Source organism: Halosimplex litoreum (genome assembly GCF_016065055.1).
Lineage (GTDB): Archaea > Halobacteriota > Halobacteria > Halobacteriales > Haloarculaceae > Halosimplex > Halosimplex litoreum.
The window spans coordinates 3,241,984-3,264,838 of sequence record NZ_CP065856.1 but is presented as its reverse complement, the minus strand read 5'-3'; the positions used below and the strand labels follow the sequence as shown (position 1 = coordinate 3,264,838).

Genomic DNA, 22,855 nt, shown 5'->3' with positions numbered 1-22,855 from the left:
TTCAGTCGCTCTTGCCGGTGTACTCCAGCGCGCTCTGGTCGACCCGGTAGACGGCGGCGCCGTCCCACTGTTTCTCGACGGTGACGCCCGCCATCGAGTCGAAGACCGCCAGGTCGCCGTTCGTGTAGGCCGACCGTTCGTTCGACCCGACGTAGACGTACTCGACCTCGTACACGTCGAGGTAGTAAGCGCGTTGTTCGGGGGACCCGGTGTAGATGGTGTTCACGTCGTCGACGCGGGCACGGTAGGACTCACCGCCGCGGTACCCGACCTCGTGGGCCCACCCGGCGAGCGTCGGAACGCCGGTGAGGCTCGAAACGGGGTTGGTCCAGCGGTACATGTCCTGGCCGGGCGCCGAGGCGATGTTGGGCTGACCCTCGAGGTCCTCGAACCACTGGATCGCGGCGTACTCCTCGGGATGGGTCTCGTTGATGTAGGTGAACCCGTCGAGCGTGGGGTCGTCGGGGTGGTTGTACCTGCTGAAGTAGCCGTCGCCGGCGAAGTGGCCGCCGAGTGCCAGCGCGCCGTACAGCGAGGTAGAGACGATCAGAACCACCGCGAGCGCGCGGAAGACCGACGCCCAGCGCTCGCCCGACAGCGCCAGTCCCGGCGAGTGGTTCTCGACGAGGTGGGCGAGGATGGCCCCGGCGGCGACCGCCCAGAGGATCCACACGTCGGCGTAGGTCTTGAAGACGGTGTTCATCCGCCCCGGTCCGGCCTGTTCCTGGACGTAGACGAACTCGACGAGGACGACGATACCCGCACCGGCGACGATCAGAAGCGTCTCGAAGCCGACCACGTCGCGGAGCCGTTCGGTGAGGCCGCGGTCGGTTCCGGAAGCGGTTTCGGGCGGCGTCTCACCGGTGGCGGCGCCAGTCGCAGTCCCGCCGTCGGTGGCCATCTTGCGAGCGGTGCCGGCGGCCCGTGCGGTCGCCCGGTGGACCACGTCGGCCTGCGTTCGCAGGAGGACCCAGGCGACGACGATCATCGGGCCGAAGATCCCGACCGCGGCCGCCGAGCCCCCGAGCCAGGCGACGCCCACGGCGATCCCGACCATGACGACCGCTTCGGCGACGTGTTGGGGGTCGACCTCCCCGAAGGAGTGTCGGGCCAGGTGAATCGCGAACAGCAGCACGAACGCCCCGTGAGCGAACAGGAGCCCGCCGAGCGAGCTCCGGTCGGGGAAGAAGGCGATCGAGCGACCGCTGGCGGTGCCGAGCCAGAACGGGAGCGACCAGACGAGCCCGAGAGCGACGACGGCGACCGCACCGCCGAGCGCGACGCCGTGACGGGCGAGTTCGCGCTGCCAGTTCTCCCGTCGAGGGACGCGCTCGGCGACCGACGCGGGCAACAGCGTCACCGGGTCGGCGGGCGAGAGCGCGAGCGCGAGGAAGGTCAGGCCGCCGGCGGTCGGGAACGACCACGTGTTGACGACGGCGAGCATCCCGGCGAGCGGCGGCACGACGGCGAGCACGAGCAGTCGCCGTCGGGTCAGGTCGGTCTCGGGGGTGCGGTAGTAGCTAAAGAGCAGCGCCGCGGTGAGCAGGACGAACGGCGTCGACATCATGTGGGCGTGCATGTCGCCGTTGAGCCAGGCGAACAGCGGGAACTCGTTGATCGTCCCCTCGATGACGCGGCTGGCGTCCCAGTAGCGAAACGCCGTCAGTCCGTCGGCGCCGACCCGTCCCAACCCCGTCCCGAACAACCCGGCGAAAAAGGAGGCGATCCCGTCGGGGAGCAGCCAAGCGACGAAATAGACCGGCGTCGAAACGTTGCTCGCGAACCCGACGAAGAAGGCGGCGAACCCACCCGCGCGGACCCGCGAGACGCCGCGGCTCGCCCCGATAGACCCGGCGAGTCCGTAGGCGGCGGTGACGAGCATGCCGTAGAACCCGGCGAGGGCGAGGTTGTAAGCGAAGCGGGCCTCGGTGCCGGTGATCTTCGTCAGCAGGGCGGTTATCAGGTGGCCGCCGTAGTAGTACTGGACCGGGCGACCGGCGAACCACATGTCCTCCGGCGGGAGTTGGTCGGCGCGCAACAGCGACTGCAGCATGCCGAAGTCGAGGAACTTCTCGCCGAGGAACGGGTGGACGCCCGCGTCGACCGCGCGGATGGCGATCATGAACAGGAACGCGACGGTGAACACGGCGGCGGCCTCCGCGTAGCGACGGCGGTCGAACAGGGGGGTTCCCTCCGTCCCGCTGGCGCGGTAGAACGCGGCGCCGGCGGCGGCCGCGAGCGCGGCGAGGCCGACGAGCAAGCCGGCGGTCAGCGAGACGTGTCCGAGGAGGTAGGCGACGACCCAGAGGACGGCCAGGGCCGTCGGGAGCGCGACGCCCGCCCCGCGGTCGGCGAGGCGGGGAAACAGGGCGGCCGCGAGCGGCATCCCCACGGCAAGCAAGGCGAGGTAGGCCACGAGCCACCAGAGGACCAGACCGTACTCCATTATCAGAGTGCCCGTCTCCGGAGCCTATACTTCTTGTGGACCACCTGGGGTTCCGGGGAACGGCTCCCGGTAGCGGTCGTCGGGATCGGTGACCGCGGCCGACGAACGCTCGACTGCGACCGCGGTCGCCAAGATGTCGCTCGTTCCGAACGGTTTTTACTCGCCCCGGTGGTCACTGCAGACGATGAGCGCGTCCGTCGGTCTCGTGGTCCCCGCCTTCCGCCCCGACGTGGACCGACTCACCGGGTACGTCCGCGCCCTCGACGAGCGGCTCGCTCCCGACGCGATCCGGATCGAACTGGACGACGCGGACGACCGGGTCGCGGCCGCCCTCTCGGACCTGCCGGCGACCGTCCACCGCTCGCCGTACCGTCGCGGCAAGGGCGCCGCCGTCACCGCCGGGTACGAGGCGCTCGACACCGACGTGCTCGGGTTCGTCGACGCCGACGGCTCCACCGGCCCCGCCGAGTTCGCCCGCGTGCTCGCGGCCGTCACCGACGGGGGCGCCGACGTGGCCGTCGGTTCCCGCCGCCACCCCGACTCGACGATCACCAGCCACCAGACGTTCGCCCGCCGGTTCCTCGGCGACGGCTTCGCCTGGCTGGCCCGCCGGATGTTAGACGCCGATCTGTACGACTACCAGTGCGGTGCGAAGGCCATCACCGCCGAGTCGTGGGAGGCCGTCCGCCAGCACCTCTACGAGCCGGGCTTCGCCTGGGACGTAGAGCTGGTCGCGATGGCCGGCGCGCTGGAGCTGGACGTCGCCGAGGTGCCGATCACCTGGGAGGACAAGCCCGGTTCGACCGTCTCGCCGGTCCGAACGTCCGTTCGACTCGCCCGCGCGCTGCTCTCTTCGCGCCACCGCGCGAAACAGATCCGGGACAGCCGCGTCCACAACGCCATCGCCGCGACTCGCGAGGACCCGACCGCGCTGGTGGACAAGCATGACTGACGGGAACGTCGACGGAACGGGCGAGACGAGCCTGGAGGGGAGCGACGACTCCCGGATCGACGCGCTGCTCTCGGGCGTGCGGTTCGGCAAGTTCGTCTCCGTCGGCGCGGTCGGTGCGGTCGCCGACAACGCGATGCTCGCGCTGCTCGGTCTGGGGTTCGGCGTTCCGGAACTGGTCGCAAAGGCGATCGGGATCGAGACCGCCATCCTGGTGATGTTCGCGGTGAACGAGCACTGGACGTTCGCCGACGAGGGGGAACCCGGGTCGAGGGCGTTCCTGCATCGGCTGGGCAAATCACACCTGGTCCGCTCGGGCGGGTCGCTCATCCAGTTCGGCATCTACTGGTACCTGACCCAGCGGCTGGACGTGACCGTCGTCGTCTTCGAGACGGACCTGTGGTTCCTGCTCGCGAGCCCGCTCGCGATCGGCGTCGCGATGTTCGTCAACTACGTCTTCGAGAGCCTGTTCACCTGGCAGGTCCACGAGACCTGACCGCGGGACTAATTCACGGACGGCGAACGAATCACAACCCTTAATGGGTGGTCGCCGGTACAAACTGGTAGCGGGATGGGATAGCCAGGAGATTCCGGCGGGCTCATAACCCGCAGATCGGTAGTTCAAATCTACCTCCCGCTATTTTCGAGGAACCAACGCGAACGAGGAGCGTAGCGACGAGTGAGCCTGTTTCCTCGAAATACTCGAGTAGATTTGAACCCTGGCAGTCGCAGCGTCGAACGCAGTGAGGCGACCGTCTGCCTCCGGTTCAAATCTACCTCCCGCTATGGTTTTGCCGCGAACGACACGGCGAGCACCGCGAAGCGTGTGCGAGCCAGCATGAGCGGCAACCAGAGTCGAAGAGATTTGAAGTAGGCGAGTCGTGCGCAGCGAACGAAGTGAGCGAGCACGTCTGGACGTAGTTCAAATCTACCTCCCGCTATGGTTTTGCCGCGAACGACACGGCGAGCACCGCTTCGCGTGTGCTTGCTATCGTGACCCGGAGAATCTCCTGAGACACCCGTCAGTGATAGAGTACGTCCGCGAGCGTCGACTTCGCAGTCGACCGACGACAAGCGGAGGGTTCTTGAGGCGTCGGGACGGGAACACGTCACGTATGCGTCACCCGAGTCTCACCGCGCGGATGGCGGTCGTTGGATCGATCCTGTTCGCGTTCTACGCCGTCGCCGCGGTCGTGGCGATGGGCGCGTTCTCGGTCCCGCTGTGGCTGGTCCTGGTCGGGAGCGTCCTGTTCGTGGGGGTCCAGTACAAGATCGGCAAGTGGGCCGCGATCCGGAGCGTCGGGGCCGAAGACATGCCCGAGGAGCAGTACGCGGAGATCCATCGGCAGGTCGAGGCACTCTCCGAGGAGATGGGCATCGACAAGCCCCGGCTCATGATCGCCCGGATGGGCGTGCCCAACGCCTTCGCGGTCGGGCGGAAGGGCGCCGGGACGGTCGTGGTCTCGCGGGAACTGCTCGCGACGCTCGACGCCGACGAGGTCGAGGGCGTGCTCGCACACGAACTGGCCCACATCGCGAACCGTGACGTGGTGATGATGGTGCTCGGACAGGGGATCGCCTCCATCGTCGCTATCGTCGCCCAGTGGGTCGTCCTGCTGACCGGCGACAACGAGATCGCCGACTTCTTCCTGGCCATCGTCGTCGGCCAGGTCGTCCAGATGCTCGTCATGCTGTTCGTGATGGCCATCTCGCGGTACCGCGAGTACGTCGCCGACAGCGACGCCGCGGGCGCCATCGGCTCGGGCGAGCCGCTCGCGCGTGCGCTGGAGAAGATCAGCCGGGGCAACGAGCGCGCCAGCGAGTCGGCGGTCGACGAGCAGGTCAACGCGCTGTGCATCTTCGGCGAGGAGCGCGGCCTCGCGCGGCTGTTCGCGACCCACCCGCCGATGGAGAAGCGCATCGAGAAGCTGCGGAGCTGAGATGGACTACCGAACGCTGCTGGCCGGGGTCCTCGGCGTCGGTCTCGGTGCGGTTCTGATCGCGGCGCCCGAGGTCGTCGTCCGCGCGCACACTGTCGGGCGGGTTCCGGGCGACCGCGGCGGCGAGTACGGGACCGACGGCGAGTCGAACAGCGGGATCCGACGGCTCGTGCGGGGCGTCGGTGCGGCGCTGGTGCTCGCGGGGCTGTACTTCGGTGCGGTCGCGGTCGGAGCGGTGTAGCAGGAATCGAGCGCCGCGTCAGTCGTCGCCCTGGTCGTCGGTGATGACGACCTCGCCGTCTTCGACGACGACGTTGATGAGCGTTTTGGCGTCGTAGCCGGCGTCGGCGAGCTTGTTGGGGCCGTCGTCTTTCTTGATGACGCAGACGATGTCGACGATGTCGGCGCCGATGTCTTCGAGGGCGCCGGTGAGCCCGGAGAGGGTGCCGCCCGTCGAGAGCACGTCGTCCAGCAGGAGGACGCGGTCGCCCTCGTAGACGTCGTTGACGTACATCTCCGACTCGGAGTAGCCGGTGACCTGCGAGAGCGCGACCTCGCCGTCGAGGCCGTACTGGCGCTTGCGGACGACGACGATGGGGATGTCGGTCATCAGCGAGACGGCGGTGGAGATGTGGATACCCATCGCGGCGGGGGTGACGATCTTGTCGACGTTCTCCAGTTCGGCCTTGCGGATGATCTTGATGACGATCTCCCGGAGCAGCTCGGGCCGAAGCATCGGCACGCCGTCGCTGATCGGGTGGACGAAGTAGTGATACCCCTCTTTCTCGATGATCGGGGCGTCGAGCAGCGACTGCTTGAGGCGGTTCATGCCCGGGGAATGACCACGGGGAGCAAAAAGCCTGACTAGCTACGCCGACGCCAGCAGGTCGGTCAGCCAGTCGGCGACCGGCAAGACGTGAGGGCCGTACCGGAAGTAGACGAACGCCGAGAGCAGCGCCAGATCGGTCCCCAGTGCCGCGGCGAGCCCACCGGTGACGGCCGTCAGCGAGTCGACCCGCTCGTCGAGGGCGCTCCCGAGCACCGAGACGGCGAAGGCGACGCCGACGACGAGGCCGACGACGGCGTGGAGCTGGAAGGCGCCGCCGCGCCCGAACGAGCCGACCGTGACGGCGACGAAGACCAGTTGCGCGCCCAGGAGGACGCCGCCGAGGTAGCTCCACAGTGCCGCGCGGCCGTGCTCGGCCAGAACCCGACGCATCCACGGCTGGCGGGCCAGCGCGTAGACGGTGAGGACGTACACCGGCAGGAGGTATCGGACGGTCACCTGAGCGAACAGCGGCAACCGAGGGATGTAGATCAGCGTGAACAGGACGGCGACGAGGGCGACGAACGCGTCGGTGGCGGCGACCGGCGACGTTCGGACCGCTCGAACCGACCGTCGGAGGCGGTCACCTACACCTCGGTCGGTCCCGCTTCCGCGAACCGCGTCGGTCGCGCGGCGTCCCCCGGTCGCGACGAGCGCGGCGACGCCCGCGAGGACGGGCGCCGATTCGAGGACCGAGAGGTTGATCGCCTGGTCGTTGTCGCGGGCGCCGATGTACCCGTCGTAGCCGGCGCGGACGAAGGTTCGGTACAACGATTCCGGGTCGGAGACGACGGCCTTCGCACCGGCGACGAACGGGCCGAAGATGAGCCCGGACCGCTCGGCTGCCGTCGCGACGATAGTTCGAACGGGTGCCGGTAGGAGCGGTGGCGACCCGTCGCTCGTGGCGCCACCGGTTCCACCGCCCCCGCCACTGCCCGCCTCACCGAACGCGCCGCCGTCGGTCGAGACGGCGAACTCCGAGAGCATCCGCGGCGGGCGGACGGGGTCGCCGGAGATAGCGGCGTTGGTCGCGAAGAAGGGGACGAGCGACGCGGCGAAGGCGGTGCCGACGACGGCGAGGGTCCGTCGGTCGTTCGACGGCGCCGTCGGCAGGTCGACGGCGACGAGCGCGAGGAAGACGGCGAACGCCTCGCCCGCGTGGACCCAGGTGTACAGCCCGACGAGGGCGTAGGCCAGCGCGCGAAAGCCGGTCGGCGAGAGCAGCGCGTCGCGGTCGTCGGTGTTTTCGCCCACCGACCGACTGCGGTAGAACGCGTAGACCACGCCCACGAGGAGCGCCGTGACGGTGACGTGGCGCTTGGGGATCGCCGCCCAGAAGCCGACCGGCGTCGCGAGGACCGACGCGACGGCCGCGGCGATGCCGAGCCGTCGGTCGTGCATGCGAGCGAGCAGTCGGTAAACGGTCGTCGCGACGAGGGCGGTGGCGAGGACCGTCCCGAGCTGGAGCGCCGCAAGCGGGAGCAGGCGTGGGGGGATCGGTTCCGCCAGCGCGGCGCTGGCCGCGAACGACGCGAGCGCGAGGACGGCACCCGTCGTCGCACAGGTCGATTCTCGACCGGTGACCTGGCCGACCTGGACCGCGAACGCCAGCAGGAGGAGCGACCACCCGGCCGCGAAGACGAGCCCGAGATCGGCGACCGCCGTGACTGCCCGCAGACCCCACAGCAGCGGGACCGCGACGGCGACCTGACCGTAGTTCCGGCCGTAGAGTCGTCCATCGTGGACGTTCATCCCCGGCGCTTCCAGAGAGCCGTACACCGCCTCGTCGACGACGAGACTCCCGTCGGCGAGCGCCACCAGCGCGTTCGCCAGCGTGTAGTTGTCGGTGATGAACACGCCGACCCGCCAGGTGACGCCGACCGCGAGGAGGGTTCCGAGGAAGACGACGAGCCCGAGGCGGTCGCCGACGACGGCGCGGACGAGCACCGTTCGAGCCGTCGCCACCCGTTCGCGAACGTCGACCGAGGCGACCGACTCGGCGCGTCCGGTGCTCATCCGCTCACCTCCACGGGGACCGTCCGGTTCGCGACGAGGGTCTTCCCGCCGCTGTCGCGCAACACGAGCGAGAGCGTCCCGTTATACCGGTCGGCGTCGACCGCGTCGTCGGCGAGCGTGTCCTCGCGTAGCGACAGTGAGGCCCAGCCGGTGTCGCCGTCGCTCAGGAAGTGCGTCGTCGAGCGGGAGTACCCCAACGCGGGGATGTCGATGCCGTAGGCCACGGTCGGTTTGCCGTCGATGGCGGCGAGGTGGATCCGCGCGTCGGGGACGGTGAGATAGTACGACTGTGACTGATAGCCGCGGTCGATCGCAACCGACGACGGGAGTTCGACCTCGTCGACCGTCGCGTTGCCCTCGCCGAGTCCCGACATGTCGTAGCGCGGCGTCGTCAGGTCGACGAGGCCGATAGCGGGGCCGCTGAGGACGGTCACGCCGACGATGACCGCGGCGGTGGCGTAGACGAGCGCGCGACCCCGATCCATTGGCGGATGACTGCGCCCGACTGTCATAAAGCCGACGGCCGCGGCTGGCGAGGATCGGAACCGCAAAATCGGGCCGAAGTGAGCCGAACTAGGCGTCGGGGCCGTCCTGCTCGTTGAGCGTCGAGGAGGTGTCGCCCTCCTGGGCCTGGTAGACGACGCTGATCTCGTAGTCCGAACTCACGTAGACGTTGGCGCGGTCCCCCGAGACGACGGCGCTGTCGTCACCGCTTGCCGTGCCGTTCCAGGGGCCACTTTCGACGTGGTTGATCTGGCCGCCACCGTTGTCGGCGACGTAGTTCTCTAGTTCCGCACCCACGGCGGCGGACCCCTCGAATGGGGCGCCCGAGTCGTAGTTCGCTCCACTGGAATTGAACCCGCTCCCCCGGACGTACAGTTCGTTGCTACTCACGGAGTCGCCGCCGTCGTGAGTGACGCTCAGAACCCCCCAGTTCGATCCACCCGAGTTCTCGTCGATCTGCTCGTAGTCGAAGCCGATCGTCGCCGTCGGTGCCCCCTGCTGTGCTTGGTTCCCCAGTCCGAGGACGAACGAGGCGATGACAGCCGCGAGGATCACCGTGATCGCGACCATCAGGATGACCCCGATGACCGGCGACACCGCGTCGTCGTCGTCGAGTAGTTGCTTGAGTTTCATATGTGTGTGTGCCTGCATCCCGATCGGCAGGCGTAGGCCCGCCGAACCCCGGGAATGCTATCGTCACCTCCGGCAGTCTCGGTAGTTAATTCCGCTCACCGTTCACGGGTTTTCGCGAGTTCAGACCCGTCTTGAGTCGGCGCAGTCCAGCTATCACTACGGAGAATTCCAGCGGAGAGAACTCGATAGACGAGATATCTCCCAAAACTGTGGTCGCGGAGTAGTGTCGGCTCGACGTCCGATCGCGGTGTCGTTACTGCTCGAACTCGTCTGGGACGTACTCGTCGTCGCCGAGTTGCATGTCGGCGCCGCTGTAGGTGTGATAGGCAGCGGAGACGGTGAACGTCGCGGCGATGACGGTCGCCCATTCGAGCGGCGTCAGGAGCGTGAGCGGGAAGAGACCGGTCCACAGCGCGGCGACGATGGCGCAGCTGATCGACCCGAGCGAGAGGTAGAACTCCCGCCAGGGGAACTCGGAGCCGGGGACGATCTCCAAGTACACCGTCAGTTCCTCGGTGTAGGGCGTCCGCGCGACCGTGTTGTCCTCGGTGTCGTACTCGACGATGCCGGCCTCCTCCATCTTGGAGAGATGGGTCTGCTGGAGGGTCGTGTAGACGCGCTTCTTCTGGTCGTTGGTCACCTCTTCGACCGGCGTCTGGTACTCCCAGGCGGCGACCTGCGTTGCGAGGTCGCTCAGCCCGACCGGCTCGTCGTAGCGCTTGAGATACTCCAGCACGTACCGACGGCGCTGGTTCTGTAGGACGTCGAATATCTCCCCTTTCGACAGCTCCACGTCCCCGTCCGCGCCCGTCGGAAACCGTCTCGTCTCGTTGCTCATGATGTGGACCCGTGTTCGCGAGGGGCGATCAGCCCGCCCAGTCGACGATATGTGATTCGATGGGCATATGCTAAGAGCGTTTCGGAGCCGTCGGGACGATTGCGACTCGCCGAAGTGACTGTCCCGGGACAGTTCGTTCTCAGATACGATACCTACCTTCGAAATCAGATATGAAAAAGACGGGAGAAGTCACCCGGCGAGTTCGGAACAGCTCCTAACTCGGTGAGTCGTCAGGCGTCGGGACCGGTCCACGTCTTCAGCGTGGTTGAGCTATCGCCGGTGGTACTCTGCCAGACCAGGCTGACCTCGCCGTCCGAGCCGATCCCGTCGAGCCGGATCGACATCCCCGCCTGCACCTCTGAAGTCGGGCCGACATCGTCGCTGTACGCATCGTTATCCCAGGTCTCGCCCAAAGAATCGAGATCGGCGGTGGGAGCAGCGTTCGACCCCTCGGAACCACGCAGGTAGAGGTTCTGCGCCTGGATCGTTTCACCACCGTCGTGCGTGACCGTGAGGTTGCCGTAGTCGTTGGTATCGACCTCCCACTCGAAGCTAAAGGAGGCCTGCGGGGAGGTGTTACTGACCTGGTCGCCGAGTCCGAGGACGAACGTCGCGATGACGGCCGCGAGGATGACCGTGATAGCGACCATCAGGATGACCCCGATGACCGGCGACACCGCGTCGTCGTCGTTGAGTAGTCGTTTGAGATTCATTGGTTATCGTCACGCCCGATGCGTGGGGATTGTCCCCGGCGAGTCGCCACCGGACCGAGCCAGCCGCGACGGACCCGGCGACGATCGGTGCGTGTCGTCTGTGACTCGCCCGCCGCGACACATAAGCGTCACCACCGTATTATCAAATTCGGAAATTCAGGGGACGCTGTACCGAACTCAAAACTGATAATGAATGGCGTCTCGCCACGCCGAACGGTGTCCGGGCGCGGCGATCTCGCGTTCCCTCGCGAGGAACCGGCCGGACCGTCCGATGCGGCGACGAGAACGGAAGAGACCGCCAGACAGTCGGGGGAGAAAGAAATCCTTTAACGAGTTCCGGCTAAGAATCAACCGAACGATTGATGACACCCACCTTCGTCCGAACGACGCTCCGTGAGTCGAGGGGGCCAGCCCAGTGACTGGAGCCGGCTTTCTCGTGCCGGTCTCGGAGTCCCCGACCCTCCGGTCCACCGTGGCGCACGCGCTCCAGGAGGCGCTCGATCGCATCGACGACGGCGCCGAGTCCGCTGCGGTCCACTTCGTCTATCCGGTCTCGGATCGGTCGAGCGTCGGCGACGGGTCCCCCGAGACCGAGCAGGCGCGGGACCTCCTCGAGAAAGTGGCCGTCTGGGCCGAGGAGGACCTGGGTGAGGAGAGCGACGCGGTGACCGTCGAGACCGGGCTGGTCGGCACTCGCGAGTACCTGTTCAGCCCGGGCGACTACGCCGAGGTGCTGACTCGATACGCGCGCGAGTTCGACCTCGACTGTGCGGTGTTCGACCCCGAGTTCAATCCGCTCGGGACGACGCCGCTGTTGCCCCCTCTCCAGAGTGAGGTTCGTCGGGCCGGTCTCGACGTGACGGAAGCGCCGGTCCAGCGCCAGCGGCGGAGCCCGCTGCTCGTCAGGCGCGGGACGGTCGCGCAGTTCCTCGCGCTGTTCGGCGTCTCCTATCTCTTCTATCTGCTCCTCGCGGGGTCGCTGGCGACGTTCGAACTCGTCACCGGCGCCATCACCGCCGGGATCGTGGCGGTGGCGCTGTGGGGGGTTTCGCTCACCGCACCGGTCGAGCCCGTCCGGTCGGTCAAGCGACTCGTCAGGTTCGCGCTGTACGTACCGTATCTGCTCTGGGAGATCGTCGTAGCGAACGTCAAGATCGCCTACGTCGTGCTCCACCCGGACCTACCGATCGACCCGAAGCTCGTCGAGTTCGACGCCGCGGTGTCGTCGTCGCTCCCGGTGACGACGCTCGCCAACAGCATCACGCTCACTCCGGGCACGCTGACTGTCGACGTGTCGCGGCGCCACTTCACCGTCCACACGCTGACGCGCGACTCGCGGGCGGACCTGTTCGACGGGTCGCTCGAACGGGCGGTCAGGTTCGTCTTCTACGGGCTGGCCGCCGCGCGCATCCCCAGCCCCAGCGAGCGCACCACCGAGGAGGGCGAAGAGTCGTGACGCTCGTCGAAGACGCCCTCCTGGCGACCGCCGGTGCGTTCGTCATCACGTCGCTGGTCGCGGTCTACCGGATCGTCGACGGGCCCACGATGCCCGACCGCGTCATCGCGATCAACGTCATCGGGTCGAACGTCGTCATCGTCATCGCGCTGCTGGCGGCGGCCATCGGCGAAGCGGGCGCGCTCGACATCGCGCTCGTCTACGCGCTGTTGAACTTCCTGTTGAGCATCGCGATCTCGAAGTTCTCGGTCGAACGCGGAGGGGTGCTCTGATGGCGCCCCGCGAGATCGCAGTGCTGGTGTTGGCGGCCGGCGGCGTGTTCTTCGCGCTCGTGGCCGCCGTCGGGCTGGTCCGACTCCCGGATCTCTACACGCGCGCCCACAGCACGTCGAAAAGCGAGACGCTCGGCGCCGTGTTGACGCTCTCGGCCGTCGCCATCGCGTTCGGACCCGGGCTGTCGTCGGTGAAAGTCCTCCTGCTCCTGGTGTTCATGTTCCTCACGAACCCCACGGCCGCCCACGCGATCACTCGGGCCGCCATCGAGGAAGGCATCGAGCCGTGGACGACGGAGGACGACTCATGACGGGGGCACTCGAAGTCGGCCTCGTCGCCTTCGTCCTCGCCTGTGCGGTCGCGACCGCCCTGCTTCGGGACGTGCTCGGGTCGATAATCGCGTTCGGGGCCTACAGCCTCGGCATCGCCGTCATCTGGGTGTTCCTGCGCGCGCCAGACGTGGGGCTCACCGAGGCCGCGGTGGGCGCCGGTATCATGACGGTCCTGTTCCTGCTGACCATCGCCAAGACCGTTCGCCCGGCCGACGACGAGGTCCTCGAATCGGTCGACCTGCGCGCCCTGGCCGTCTCGCTCGCGCTCGTCGCCGTGCTGTCGACGACACTGGTCGCGCTCCCCGCGGTCGGCGACCCCGGGTCGGCCGTCGCGAGCGATAACGTGACCGACTACTACCTCGACAACGCCTACGAGGAGACCGAGGTGAAAAACGCCGTGACCGCCGTGCTGGCGGCCTACCGCGGGTTCGACACGCTCGGCGAGGCAGTCGTCGTCTACTCGGCGGGGATCGGCCTGTTGGTCGTCCTCGACCGGGAGGTGCTCGGATGAGCGACGCCGAAGAGGTCCCAGTCGGGGACGGAGCCGCGGCCGAGGACGGCCGCGGACTCTACGTCGAGAGCCCGATCATCATGACGACGGTCCGGATCATCACCCCGTTCGTCTTCACGCTCGGGCTGTTCGTGATGTTCCACGGCGCCGACTCCTCCGGCGGCGGCTTCCAGGGCGGCGTCATCGTCGGGACGGTCGTGCTCATGCTCGCGATCGCCTTCGGCATCGAGACGACGCGCGACTGGGTCGGCCCCCGTCTGGCCGTCGCGCTCGTCGGCCTGGGGGTGCTCGCCTTCCTGCTGACCGGCATCGGGTCGGTACTGTTGGGCGGTGGCTTCCTCGAGTACGAGGTCTACCCCGTCCCCCACGCGATCAAGTACGGTATCGAGTTCGTCGAGCTGGCGATCGGGCTGGTCGTCTCCGGGATCGTAACCGGCCTCTTTTTCGTCATCGCCGCGGGAATGGCCGACGACGGGAGTGATCTCGCGTGATAGACCTACTCGCAGACCGGCTCTACTATCTGGTCTCGTTTCTCCTGCTCGGCGTCGGGACGTACATGCTGATAGCCAACCGGAACGTGGTCAAGAAGGTGATCGGGATGAACGTCTTCCAGACGGGCATCTTCCTGTTTTTCATCACCGCCGCGTTCGTGACGGGCGCGAGCCCGCCGCTGCTGACCGCGCCCGAACCGTACGTCAGCCCGCTGCCCCACGTCCTGATCCTCACCGCCATCGTCGTCGGCGTGAGTCTCACGGCCGTCGCGCTCGGGCTCGTCGTGCGCGTCTACGAGGAGTACGGCACGCTCAACGAGGAGGCCATCCGGCAGGTGAGCCACGATGAGTGACCTGCCCGCCCTCGTCGTTGCCCTCCCGCTGTTGGGCTCGGTCGCGGTGCTGCTCGGTGGGCTCGTCCGGCCGCGCACCGGCTGGCCGATCACCGTCGTCACCGCCCTCGCGCAGGTCCTCGCAGTCGGGACGCTCGCCACGCGCGCGTTCGGCGACGAACCGGTGCGCTACGTCGTCGGCGGCTTCTCACGACCGTTCGGGATCGAACTCGTCGTCGACGGCCTGTCGGCCTCGATGGCACTGCTGGTCGCCGTCGTCTCGCTCGGCGTCCTCGCGTACGCGCGCACCGCGGGCCCGCGGTCGAACCCCTTCTACGCGACGTACCTCCTGCTGGTCGGCGGCCTGACCGGCATGAGCATCACCGGGGACGTGTTCAACATGTACGTGTTCCTGGAGATCACGGGCCTGACCGCCTACGCGCTGGTCGCCAGCGGCGACGGCGGCCGCTCGGCCCTGGCGGCGCTGAAGTACCTGCTCGTCGGCACGGTCGGCGCGTCGCTGTTCCTGCTCGGGATCGGCTACGCTTACATCGCGACCGGGACGCTCAACATGGCCGACCTGTCGGACCAGCTGGCCGCGGTCGGCTACCAGGACCCGCTCGTGCAGGCCGCGTTCGGCCTGCTCGTCGTCGGCCTGTTCGTCAAGGTGGCGGTCTTCCCGGTCCACACCTGGCAGCCGACCGCCTACGCCGGCGCGCCCGACTCCGTCAGCGCGTTCATCTCGGCGCTGGTCTCGACGGTCGCCGCCTACGCGCTGATCCGGATCGTCTTCACCGTCTTCACCGTCGACTTCCTCGCCGACAACGGCTTCGCTCAGACGGTGCTCGCGGTCGCCGCGGTCGTGAGCATCGTCGTCGGGAGCCTCCTCGCGGTGAGCCAGACGGAGATCAAGCGGATGCTCGCCTACTCGTCGGTCTCGCAGTTCGGGCTCGTCCTCGCGGCTATCGCGGTCGCGAACGGGACCGCGCTGACGGGCGCGGCGATCCACCTGGTCGGCCACGCGGTCATGAAGGGCGGCCTGTTCCTGACGAGCGGGCTGGTCGCGACCGAGACCGGCGCCCGCTCGATCGACGGCTACGACGGGCTCGCCGAGCGGCTCCCGTCGGGCGCGGGGGCGTTCGGCGTCCTCGCGCTCGCAATGGTGGGCGTCCCGCCCGCCGTCGGGTTCGTCGGTAAGTGGTACGTCGCCCTGGGCGCCGTCGAGGCCGAGGCCTGGCCGCTCGCGGTCGTCATCTTCGCGAGCACGCTCCTGACGCTGGCGTACTTCGCCCGGATCGTCGAGCGGATGTACTTCCGCGAAGCGCCCGAACCCGCCGCCAGCGTCGAGTCGGCCGAGACCGGCGCGACGACGGCCGTCGTCACCGACGGTACCGGACCGACCGGCGACCAGACCACCGGGTCGGCCCCGCGCGTCTCTCTCGGGATGCGCGCGACGGTCGTCGGCGCGGCCGTCCTGGCTATCGTCCTCGGCGTCGCCGCGTTCCAGTACGGACAGCTCCTCGAACCAACCATCGAACGGCTCCTGTCATGACGGAACTCACTTCTCTCAGACCGGTCGCCGCAGTGCTCGTATCGGCCGTCGCCATCGTCCCGATCCTCGCCTCGCGAGGACGGCCGAACCTCCGGGAGTCGTGGACGGTGCTCGCGGCGCTCGCGAAGCTGGGGATCGTCGCCAGCATGGTCCCGGGCGTGCTCGCCGGCGACACCTACGTCACCGACTTCGGCACGTTCGTCCCTGGCGTCGACTTCGTCCTCCGCGCGGACGCGCTCGGCGTCCTGTTCGCTCTGCTGGCGAGCCTGCTGTGGGTGGTGACCAGCTTCTACAGCGTGGGCTACATGCGCGGGCTCGACGAACACGACCAGACCCGCTACTTCGCGGCGTTCGCCGGCAGCGTCGCCTCGGCGATCGGGATCGCCTTCGCCGGCAACCTGCTGGTGCTGTTCGTCTTCTACGAGCTGCTGACCGTCGCGACCTACCCGCTGGTCGCCCACGACGAGACCGACGAGGCCCGCGCCGCCGGCCGCAAGTACCTCACCTACACCTTCGGCGGCGGCGTCGCCGTCCTCGCGGGCGCGGTACTGATCTACTGGGCCACCGGCACGACCGCTTTCGCCGCCGGCGGGATCGCCGATCTGGCGACGGCCGACCCGACGGTCGCCCGCGTCGCCTTCGCCCTGCTGATCACCGGCTTCGGCGTCAAGGCCGCGCTCATGCCGATCCACTCGTGGCTGCCCGACGCGATGGTCGCGCCGACGCCCGTCTCCGGCCTTCTGCACGCGGTCGCGGTCGTCAAGTCCGGCGTCTTCGGCATCGCGCGGGTCGTGCTCGACGTGTTCGGACCGGACCTGATGGCCGAACTCGGGATGGGGACGATCCTCGCGGCCATCGCCGCGTTCACGCTCGTGGCCTCCAGTGTCATCGCGCTCCGCCAGGACAACCTCAAGCGCCGGCTGGCCTACTCGACGGTGAGCCAGCTGTCGTACATCGTGCTCGGGCTGGCGGTGTTGCACCCGTACTCGCTGGTCGGCGGCCTCCTGCACATCCCCGCCCACGCGTTCATGAAGCTCACGCTGTTCTTCTGTGCGGGCGCGATCCACGTCGAGACCCACACCGACGACATCAGCAACATGGCGGGGATCGGCAGACGGATGCCGCTGACGATGACCGCCTTCGGCGTCGCCGCGCTGGGGATGGCCGGGATCCCGCTAGTCGCCGGCTTCGTCAGCAAGTACTTCCTGCTCATCGGGACGGTCGAGGCCGGCGGCGTGAACGTGGTCTTCACGGGCGCGTTGCTGGTCTCGGGCATCCTCAACATCGCGTACTTCTGGCCGATCGTCTACGCCGCCTTCTTCGAATCGCCCGGCGAAGAAGACCCCAAACCGCTCGTCGAAGCGGTCCTCGGCGGTCGCTTCGGCGAGCGTGACGTGGCTACCGACGGCGGGTCGCCTGACGACGGCTCCGACGACGCCGGCGGAGATACCGACGGCGACCACGGGCACGCCGACGACCACGGCCACGACGAGCACCTCGCCTGGGAACACCGCCGGTGGACCGGCGAGGAGTCGACCTGGCTGATGCTCGGCCCCATCTGCTTCGCCGCGGCCGGCTCCGTCGTCCTCGGGATCGTCCCCGACGCGGCCGTCTTCCTGCGGATCGTGAGACTCGTCGTCTCCGGCGTGACGGGGGTGAGCGTCTGATGGTCGACCCGATCGTCCCGCCGTTCGTTCCCGTCGCGATCGCGGCGCTGCTACTCCCGTTCCTCGGCCGCAAGGCCGGCCACGCGCTTGGCGCCCTCGCGTCGGCCGCGGTCGTCCCCTACGTCTGGCTGACTGCCGAGGGCCAACACCTCCCGGCGAAGCTGTTCGGGTTCGACGTGGTGCTGTACAACGTCGACGGCTTCTCGACGCTGATGGGCCTGATCTTCGGGTTCATCGCCGCGGCGGCGGTGATCTACTCCTACTACAGCGACGCCGACTCGATCCAGACCGCGTTCGCGCTGAGCTACGTCGCCGCCAGCCTCGGCGCCGTCTTCGGCGGCGACTGGCTCTCGCTCGTCTTCTTCTGGGAGCTGATGGCCGTGACCAGCACCCTCCTCGTGTGGTACTACGGCGGCCGGGCGGTCCGAGCCGGCTTCCGCTACGCGCTGTTGCACGGCGTCGGCGGGACGCTCCTGCTGGGCGCCGTCGTCTGGCACTACGTCGAAGTCGACTCGTTCCTCTTCTCGGCCGCCGAGGCCGGGATGGCCGGACCGGTCGCGCCCGTCCTCGCGGCGGTCGGCATCGGCGTCAACGTCGGCTTCATCGGCCTGCACGCCTGGCTGCCCGACACCTACCCGCGCCCGCACGTCGCGGCCAGCGTCTTCCTCTGCGTGTTCACCACGAAGACCGGCGTCTACGGCATGTACCGCGCGTTCCCCGAGGGCAACGTCGCGATCGCCTACATGGGCGGACTGATGGCCGTCTTCGGGGCGACGTTCGCGCTGTTCCAGAACGACATGCGCCGGCTGCTGTCCTATCACATCCAGTCGCAGGTCGGCTACATGGTCGCCGGCGTCGGCATCGGCACCGCGCTCGGCCAGGCCGGCGCGATGGCCCACGTGTTCAACCACATCCTCTACAAGGGCTTGCTGTTCATGACCGCCGGCGTCGTCGTCTACCGGACCGGCAAAGAGAGCCTGAAGAAACTCGGCGGCCTCGGCCGCGAGATGCCGATCACCGCCGTCTCCTTCGCCGTCGCGGCGCTGTCGATCGCCGGGTTCCCCGGCTTCAACGGCTTCGTCAGCAAGGGGATCGTCATCTCGGCGAGCCACTACGAGTTCGTGAAGGGACCGCTCGCAGTCGGCGACTTCTACACGCTAGAGCTGCTGCTGCTGGTCGGCGGCGTCGGCACCTTCCTCTCCTTTATCAAGTTCGGCTACTACGCGTTCCTCCACGGAGAGTACGACGGAAGCGTCGCCGACGCCAACCGCGGCCAGGCCGTCGCCATGGTCGGCGTCGCCGCGCTGTGTGTCTTCTACGGGATCGTCGACGGCGCGCTGTTCTCGATTCTCCCCTTCGACGTGACCAGTGACGCCGCCGTCGGCCACGTCTACGAGACCTACACCGTCGACCACGTCGTCGAGGGCGTCGCGCTGGCCGTCATCGGCCTCGTCGGGTTCGTCCTCGTCAAGAAGCCCCTGTCGAAGGTGGGGCGGGTCCCCGACGTCGACAGTCTGTACAACCCCGCGGCGCTGTACGGCACCCGCGCGCTCGTCGTCGGCGTCACCGAACTGTACGCCGCGGTCGACCGCACTGCGGTGGCGCTCGCCGAGCGCTCGACGGCCGTGGCGGCGCGCCCGCGCGCGGCTATCACGGGCGCGACCGGCGAGGAACCGACGACCCTCCGCGCCGGCATCAGCACCAGCATCGTGCTCGTGGCGCTCGTCGCTATCGGCGTCCTGTTCGTCCTGGTCGTCTGACCGGCGACGCCGACGGTGCCATCGCCGGTCGCCCCGGGGACCTCCCGGCGCGACTGTCTCTGCCACCGGATCGCACGCCCCCACGTCGCTTTTCACTCCACCGACCGATCGGCCCGTATGACTCACTGGACCGAGTCGGTCTACCGCGAGAACCCCGAGGTGTTCCGTCGTCACCTCGAAGACCGCCTCGACGACGCCGCCGAGGAGGCCGACGACCTGCTCGCCCTGCTGTCCGACCACGACATCGATCCGGAGTCGGCGCTGGACGTGGCCTGCGGCATCGGTCGCCACGCGGTCGAACTCGGCGACCGCGGCGTCACGGTCCGGGGGATCGATATCTCCGAGTCGTACCTCGACCGGGCGTGCGAGCGGGTCGCCGACCGCGGCGTCGGCGACGCGGTGGCCGTCGAACGCGCCGACATGCGCGACCTCGCCGAGCGAACGGACGAGTACGACGTCGTCTACAACCTCTGGACTTCCTTCGGGTACTTCGACGAGGCGACGAATCGCGACGTCTTAGCTGGGATGCACGAACGGGTGGCCGAGGAGGGTGCGCTCGTCCTCGAACTCGTCAACCGCGACGGCGTGCTGGCCGACTTTCGCCCGGCTGGCATCCCGGAGGACGACGAGGACGGACTGGTCGTCGAATCCGCCGACTACGACCCCGAGACGGCCCGCATGGAGACGACTCGTCGCGTCTTCGCGGCGACCGACGAGGGGTACGACTACGAGGGCGAGATGGTCTACGACGTGCGGCTGTACGCGCCCGCCGAACTCGCGGCGCTGTGTCGCGACGCCGGCTTCGAGTCGGTCTCGCTGTACGCCGGGCTCGACGGCGAGCCGCTCGAACGAGAGTCGACGCGGCTGGTCGTCGTCGCCGAACCCTGAACGCGGACCACTCTCCCGTATCGACGGAGGTCCCCATCGCCGTCGAGATCGCTCGGTTACGGAGGCTCAAAGAGCTATTTGATGTGTGGAAAGACATTCGTGTATATATATCGTACCGGCGAGCATGTCGCTTTTGCAGCGGTTGTGGGCGCGCCGCCGCGAACGCCCGGTGCTGGTCGCCGTCGCCGCGCTCCTCCTGACGTCCCTGCTGGCGTATCCGGCCGTCGACTGGTGGCTCCGGTCGTCCGTCGAGTTCGCGTCGGACTTCCGCTTCGGCGACTTCGGCGCCTACACGGGCGCCGTCGACCGCTGGCAGGACGGACGGTCGCTCTACCCGCGGAACGAGGATGGCGGGTTCTGGGGCACGTACCTCTACCCGCCCGTGGTGGTCCTGTTGTTCTGGCCGTTCGAGGCGCTGCTTTCGTTCCGCGACGGCGCGATGGCCTGGCTGCTGGCCAGCGGCGTCCTCTGCTGGGGCGGGCTGCAGGCGCTGGTCGCCGCGCTGGGCTACGACCTCAGATGGTTCGAGCGAGTCGGGCTGGCGGCCCTACTCGCAGGGTTCCACCCCGCCGTCCTGACCGCCAAGCTCGGCCAGACCGCGCTGTTCATCGGCGGCCTGCTCTCGTTCGCCGCCGCGGCGCTGGTGCGGGACGGGCGCGGACCCGCGGTCGGCCCGGACGCCGGCGCTTGCGGGTCCGACAGCGCCGACACCGGCCTCCGCGACTCCCCGTGGGCGCTGCTGGCCGGGGCCGCCACCGCGGGCGTCGCCGTCCTCAAGTTCGCCTACGCGCCGATCGGCACGCACCTGCTCCACGACCGCCGGCGGCTGGTCGGTGCGCTCCTCGTCGTCCCGCCCGTCGTCTGGCTCTCGGTCCGCTTTTTCGGCGTCGAGGCGCACCTGACGTATCTCGACGTGCTTCACTGGGGAGTGACGCAGGGACGCGACGGCGCCCGGTCGCCGACGCTGTGGCTCGCGCCGTACTACAAACCGCTCGCGTGGCTCCCCGCGAACGCGACGCTCGGGACGGCCCAGGCGTTCAGAGTCGCCGCTTCCGCCGCCATCGCCGCCCTCGCTCTCCTCGCGCCGCCGCGAGCGCGCCGGACGGTATTCGCGCTCGGCGTCGCCGCCTTCCCGCTGCTGACCCCCCAGACCTACACATACTACTTCGTCGCGCTCCTGCCGGTCGCCGTCCTCTTGCTCGCCGGCGAGATCGAGCGGAACGGCTACCCCGAACTCGTCCTGCTCGGCGTCCTTCTGGTGCATTGCCACGCCTACGGGCTGCGCTTCCTGGTCCTCACCGTACCGAACGCCGTTCCCGCCTTCGAGGCGCTGGAACCCGTCTACCTGCTCTTCCAGCCCGGGCTGTGGGGCAACGTCCTCCTCGTCGGCCTCGCCGCTGTTCGGGTCACGCAGACCACCGCTCTCACCGAGATCCTGTCGACCGCGGACGAGCTGGGCACCGAAGGGTCTCGGAACGCGGCCGACGGCGACTGAAAAACGTGCGACCGCGAGGACGGGGCCGGGTCGTCTCAGTCGAGTTCCGCCGCGAGTTCGTCGGCGACTCGCGCGCCGAGACCGCTCTTCTGGCCCTCGAACTCGCGGGCGTCGTCGCTATGGACGATCAGTGCCCGCGTGCGGTCGCCGGCCATCACGCTCGCGTCGTTGCCGACGACGAAAGCCATCCCCGCCCGCTCCAGCAGTGAGCGAGCCTGCGAGACGATCGCGTCGTCGTCGCCGTCGGTCTCGGCCTTGAAGCCGACGATGGGGAGGTCCGGGAACTCCTCGCGGACGGTGTCGACGAGCTTCGGCGTCGGATCGAGTTCCAGCGTCAGCGACTCCGTTCCCGACCGGATCTTCGACTCGCGGCGTTCGACGGTGTAATCGGAGACCGCCGCCGCCGAGACGAGCGCGTCCGCGCCCGCGGCGGCCTCGCGGGTCGCCGCCAGCATCTCCGCCGCCGACTCGACCGACTCGACTGCGGCGTAGGGCACCTCGTCGCCGTCGTGGACGAGGGTAACGTCCGCCCCGCGGACGTGACAGGCGCGGGCGACGGCGCGGCCGGTCTTGCCCGAGGCCCGATTCGAGAGCGTCCGGATCGGGTCGATGGACTCCGTGGTGGCGCCGCTGGTGACGACGACGTGGCGACCCGCGAGCGGGTCCGGGGTAGCGGCCCGCGCCGTGGCGACCGCGATGGCGTCCTCGGTCGCGATCTTGGCTTTGCCCTCCTCGACGCGGGGGTCGACGAAGTGGACGCCCCAGGACTCGACGCGGTCGATGGCCGCCAGCACGCCGGGGTGGTCGTACATCGGCTCGTGCATCGCCGGGGCGACGACGACTGGGACGCCCGCACCGAGCGCCGTCGTCGCACACGTCGTGACCGGCGTGTCGTCGACCGCAGCCGCGACCTTCCCGACGGTGTTGGCCGTCGCGGGCGCGATCAGGAGGGCGTCGGCCCACCCCTCGCGGCCACAGAGTTCGACGTGTTCGACGGCGCCGGTGATCTCGGTGACGACGGGCTCGTCGGTCGCGAACTCCAGCGCCCACGGGTGGACGATCCCCTCGGCGGCGTCGGTGGTGACCGCTCTGACGCTCGCGCCGCGGCGACGCAGTTCGTGGGCGAGTTCGACCGTCTTCACCGCGGCGATCGAGCCGGTGACTCCCAGCGCGACGTTGACGCCGTCCAGCATCGCCCGCACCTTCTCGCCGCCGCGACTTATAAGAGACGGC

Annotated in this window: 23 protein-coding genes and 1 tRNA gene; 16 read left to right on the top strand and 8 right to left on the bottom strand. The window is 68.7% G+C overall.

What is annotated here, in order from left to right; all coding sequences use genetic code 11:
- Window position 1: 1 nt before the first annotated feature.
- On the bottom strand, window positions 2-2,446 hold the full coding sequence (locus I7X12_RS16190; RefSeq protein ID WP_198061076.1) for a DUF2298 domain-containing protein: 2,445 nt from the start codon (window positions 2,444-2,446) through the stop codon (window positions 2-4).
- A 184-nt stretch (window positions 2,447-2,630) separates the two neighbouring features.
- Between I7X12_RS16190 and I7X12_RS16185 the strand changes: the two genes are divergently transcribed.
- From I7X12_RS16185 to I7X12_RS16165, 5 genes are all read left to right on the top strand, one after another.
- The gene (locus I7X12_RS16185; protein ID WP_198061075.1) at window positions 2,631-3,398 is read left to right on the top strand and encodes a glycosyltransferase; all 768 of its coding nucleotides are present in this window, start codon (window positions 2,631-2,633) and stop codon (window positions 3,396-3,398) included.
- Window positions 3,391-3,891 (top strand): GtrA family protein, encoded by a 501-nt coding sequence (locus I7X12_RS16180; RefSeq protein ID WP_198061074.1) that lies wholly within the window; start codon window positions 3,391-3,393, stop codon window positions 3,889-3,891. The genes I7X12_RS16185 and I7X12_RS16180 overlap by 8 nt, the downstream gene beginning before the upstream one ends.
- Before the next feature lie 69 nt (window positions 3,892-3,960).
- Window positions 3,961-4,035, top strand: a tRNA-Met gene (locus tag I7X12_RS16175).
- Window positions 4,036-4,510: 475 nt separating this feature from the next.
- On the top strand, window positions 4,511-5,335 hold the full coding sequence (locus I7X12_RS16170; RefSeq protein WP_198061073.1) for a M48 family metallopeptidase: 825 nt from the start codon (window positions 4,511-4,513) through the stop codon (window positions 5,333-5,335).
- A 1-nt stretch (window position 5,336) separates the two neighbouring features.
- On the top strand, window positions 5,337-5,576 hold the full coding sequence (locus I7X12_RS16165) for a hypothetical protein (protein WP_198061072.1): 240 nt from the start codon (window positions 5,337-5,339) through the stop codon (window positions 5,574-5,576).
- An 18-nt stretch (window positions 5,577-5,594) separates the two neighbouring features.
- Here the strand turns inward: I7X12_RS16165 and hpt are convergent, their stop codons facing one another.
- From hpt to I7X12_RS16135, 6 genes are all read right to left on the bottom strand, one after another.
- The gene (gene hpt / locus I7X12_RS16160) at window positions 5,595-6,164 is read right to left on the bottom strand and encodes a hypoxanthine/guanine phosphoribosyltransferase (RefSeq protein ID WP_198061071.1); all 570 of its coding nucleotides are present in this window, start codon (window positions 6,162-6,164) and stop codon (window positions 5,595-5,597) included.
- A gap of 39 nt (window positions 6,165-6,203) precedes the next feature.
- A complete protein-coding gene (locus I7X12_RS16155; RefSeq protein ID WP_198061070.1) occupies window positions 6,204-8,177 on the bottom strand; it encodes a hypothetical protein in 1,974 nt (657 codons plus the stop codon).
- Complete coding sequence (locus I7X12_RS16150; protein ID WP_198061069.1) at window positions 8,174-8,662, bottom strand: hypothetical protein; 489 nt, start codon at window positions 8,660-8,662, stop codon at window positions 8,174-8,176. Before I7X12_RS16150 ends, I7X12_RS16155 begins: the two co-directional genes overlap by 4 nt.
- Window positions 8,663-8,750: 88 nt before the next feature.
- Entirely contained in the window at window positions 8,751-9,314 is a 564-nt protein-coding gene (locus I7X12_RS16145) for a type IV pilin (protein WP_198061068.1), read from the bottom strand.
- Window positions 9,315-9,567: 253 nt separating this feature from the next.
- Window positions 9,568-10,152 carry a DUF7344 domain-containing protein gene (locus I7X12_RS16140; RefSeq protein ID WP_198061067.1) on the bottom strand — a complete coding sequence of 195 codons (585 nt, stop codon included), beginning with the start codon at window positions 10,150-10,152 and terminating at the stop codon, window positions 9,568-9,570.
- 230 nt (window positions 10,153-10,382) lie between these two features.
- Complete coding sequence (locus I7X12_RS16135; protein WP_198061066.1) at window positions 10,383-10,865, bottom strand: type IV pilin; 483 nt, start codon at window positions 10,863-10,865, stop codon at window positions 10,383-10,385.
- Between the two features lie 415 nt (window positions 10,866-11,280).
- Here I7X12_RS16135 and I7X12_RS16130 point away from each other — a divergent pair, with 415 nt between their 5' ends.
- From I7X12_RS16130 to I7X12_RS16080, 11 genes are all read left to right on the top strand, one after another.
- Entirely contained in the window at window positions 11,281-12,321 is a 1,041-nt protein-coding gene (locus tag I7X12_RS16130) for a monovalent cation/H+ antiporter subunit E (RefSeq protein WP_198061065.1), read from the top strand.
- Window positions 12,318-12,593, top strand: a complete 276-nt coding sequence (locus tag I7X12_RS16125; protein ID WP_198061064.1) for a cation:proton antiporter — start codon at window positions 12,318-12,320, stop codon at window positions 12,591-12,593. Before I7X12_RS16130 ends, I7X12_RS16125 begins: the two co-directional genes overlap by 4 nt.
- Window positions 12,593-12,904 (top strand): monovalent cation/H(+) antiporter subunit G, encoded by a 312-nt coding sequence (gene mnhG / locus I7X12_RS16120; protein ID WP_198061063.1) that lies wholly within the window; start codon window positions 12,593-12,595, stop codon window positions 12,902-12,904. The genes I7X12_RS16125 and mnhG overlap by 1 nt, the downstream gene beginning before the upstream one ends.
- Window positions 12,901-13,437, top strand: coding sequence for a DUF4040 domain-containing protein (locus I7X12_RS16115; RefSeq protein ID WP_198061062.1), 537 nt, complete (start codon window positions 12,901-12,903; stop codon window positions 13,435-13,437). Before mnhG ends, I7X12_RS16115 begins: the two co-directional genes overlap by 4 nt.
- Window positions 13,434-13,928, top strand: coding sequence for an MnhB domain-containing protein (locus tag I7X12_RS16110; protein WP_198061061.1), 495 nt, complete (start codon window positions 13,434-13,436; stop codon window positions 13,926-13,928). The genes I7X12_RS16115 and I7X12_RS16110 overlap by 4 nt, the downstream gene beginning before the upstream one ends.
- Window positions 13,925-14,281 carry a cation:proton antiporter subunit C gene (locus tag I7X12_RS16105; RefSeq protein ID WP_198061060.1) on the top strand — a complete coding sequence of 119 codons (357 nt, stop codon included), beginning with the start codon at window positions 13,925-13,927 and terminating at the stop codon, window positions 14,279-14,281. The genes I7X12_RS16110 and I7X12_RS16105 overlap by 4 nt, the downstream gene beginning before the upstream one ends.
- A complete protein-coding gene (locus tag I7X12_RS16100) occupies window positions 14,274-15,812 on the top strand; it encodes a monovalent cation/H+ antiporter subunit D family protein (protein WP_198061059.1) in 1,539 nt (512 codons plus the stop codon). Before I7X12_RS16105 ends, I7X12_RS16100 begins: the two co-directional genes overlap by 8 nt.
- Window positions 15,809-17,479 (top strand): cation:proton antiporter, encoded by a 1,671-nt coding sequence (locus tag I7X12_RS16095; RefSeq protein ID WP_198061058.1) that lies wholly within the window; start codon window positions 15,809-15,811, stop codon window positions 17,477-17,479. The genes I7X12_RS16100 and I7X12_RS16095 overlap by 4 nt, the downstream gene beginning before the upstream one ends.
- Window positions 17,479-19,239, top strand: a complete 1,761-nt coding sequence (locus I7X12_RS16090) for a Na(+)/H(+) antiporter subunit D (protein ID WP_198061057.1) — start codon at window positions 17,479-17,481, stop codon at window positions 19,237-19,239. The genes I7X12_RS16095 and I7X12_RS16090 overlap by 1 nt, the downstream gene beginning before the upstream one ends.
- 117 nt (window positions 19,240-19,356) lie before the next feature.
- Window positions 19,357-20,127 (top strand): SAM-dependent methyltransferase, encoded by a 771-nt coding sequence (locus I7X12_RS16085; RefSeq protein WP_198061056.1) that lies wholly within the window; start codon window positions 19,357-19,359, stop codon window positions 20,125-20,127.
- A 124-nt stretch (window positions 20,128-20,251) separates the two neighbouring features.
- On the top strand, window positions 20,252-21,622 hold the full coding sequence (locus tag I7X12_RS16080; RefSeq protein WP_198061055.1) for a glycosyltransferase family 87 protein: 1,371 nt from the start codon (window positions 20,252-20,254) through the stop codon (window positions 21,620-21,622).
- Window positions 21,623-21,657: 35 nt separating this feature from the next.
- Here I7X12_RS16080 and coaBC read toward each other — a convergent pair whose 3' ends face one another.
- Window positions 21,658-22,815, bottom strand: a complete 1,158-nt coding sequence (gene coaBC / locus I7X12_RS16075) for a bifunctional phosphopantothenoylcysteine decarboxylase/phosphopantothenate--cysteine ligase CoaBC (protein WP_198061054.1) — start codon at window positions 22,813-22,815, stop codon at window positions 21,658-21,660.
- Window positions 22,816-22,855 lie beyond the last annotated feature (40 nt).

Excerpts from the sequence above, each read along its gene's own strand:
- I7X12_RS16090 (WP_198061057.1), top strand. The coding sequence starts at position 17,479 with ATGGTCGACCCGATCGTCCCGCCGTTCGTTCCCGTCGCGATCGCGGCG.
- hpt (WP_198061071.1), bottom strand. The coding sequence starts at position 6,164 with ATGAACCGCCTCAAGCAGTCGCTGCTCGACGCCCCGATCATCGAGAAA.
- I7X12_RS16110 (WP_198061061.1), top strand. The coding sequence starts at position 13,434 with ATGAGCGACGCCGAAGAGGTCCCAGTCGGGGACGGAGCCGCGGCCGAG.
- I7X12_RS16080 (WP_198061055.1), top strand. The coding sequence starts at position 20,252 with ATGTCGCTTTTGCAGCGGTTGTGGGCGCGCCGCCGCGAACGCCCGGTG.
- I7X12_RS16190 (WP_198061076.1), bottom strand. The coding sequence starts at position 2,446 with ATGGAGTACGGTCTGGTCCTCTGGTGGCTCGTGGCCTACCTCGCCTTG.
- I7X12_RS16185 (WP_198061075.1), top strand. The coding sequence starts at position 2,631 with ATGAGCGCGTCCGTCGGTCTCGTGGTCCCCGCCTTCCGCCCCGACGTG.
- I7X12_RS16095 (WP_198061058.1), top strand. The coding sequence starts at position 15,809 with ATGACGGAACTCACTTCTCTCAGACCGGTCGCCGCAGTGCTCGTATCG.
- I7X12_RS16100 (WP_198061059.1), top strand. The coding sequence starts at position 14,274 with ATGAGTGACCTGCCCGCCCTCGTCGTTGCCCTCCCGCTGTTGGGCTCG.
- I7X12_RS16165 (WP_198061072.1), top strand. The coding sequence starts at position 5,337 with ATGGACTACCGAACGCTGCTGGCCGGGGTCCTCGGCGTCGGTCTCGGT.
- coaBC (WP_198061054.1), bottom strand. The coding sequence starts at position 22,815 with ATGCTGGACGGCGTCAACGTCGCGCTGGGAGTCACCGGCTCGATCGCC.
- I7X12_RS16140 (WP_198061067.1), bottom strand. The coding sequence starts at position 10,152 with ATGAGCAACGAGACGAGACGGTTTCCGACGGGCGCGGACGGGGACGTG.
- I7X12_RS16180 (WP_198061074.1), top strand. The coding sequence starts at position 3,391 with ATGACTGACGGGAACGTCGACGGAACGGGCGAGACGAGCCTGGAGGGG.
- I7X12_RS16085 (WP_198061056.1), top strand. The coding sequence starts at position 19,357 with ATGACTCACTGGACCGAGTCGGTCTACCGCGAGAACCCCGAGGTGTTC.
- I7X12_RS16135 (WP_198061066.1), bottom strand. The coding sequence starts at position 10,865 with ATGAATCTCAAACGACTACTCAACGACGACGACGCGGTGTCGCCGGTC.
- I7X12_RS16115 (WP_198061062.1), top strand. The coding sequence starts at position 12,901 with ATGACGGGGGCACTCGAAGTCGGCCTCGTCGCCTTCGTCCTCGCCTGT.
- I7X12_RS16150 (WP_198061069.1), bottom strand. The coding sequence starts at position 8,662 with ATGGATCGGGGTCGCGCGCTCGTCTACGCCACCGCCGCGGTCATCGTC.
- I7X12_RS16145 (WP_198061068.1), bottom strand. The coding sequence starts at position 9,314 with ATGAAACTCAAGCAACTACTCGACGACGACGACGCGGTGTCGCCGGTC.
- mnhG (WP_198061063.1), top strand. The coding sequence starts at position 12,593 with ATGGCGCCCCGCGAGATCGCAGTGCTGGTGTTGGCGGCCGGCGGCGTG.
- I7X12_RS16155 (WP_198061070.1), bottom strand. The coding sequence starts at position 8,177 with ATGAGCACCGGACGCGCCGAGTCGGTCGCCTCGGTCGACGTTCGCGAA.
- I7X12_RS16170 (WP_198061073.1), top strand. The coding sequence starts at position 4,511 with ATGCGTCACCCGAGTCTCACCGCGCGGATGGCGGTCGTTGGATCGATC.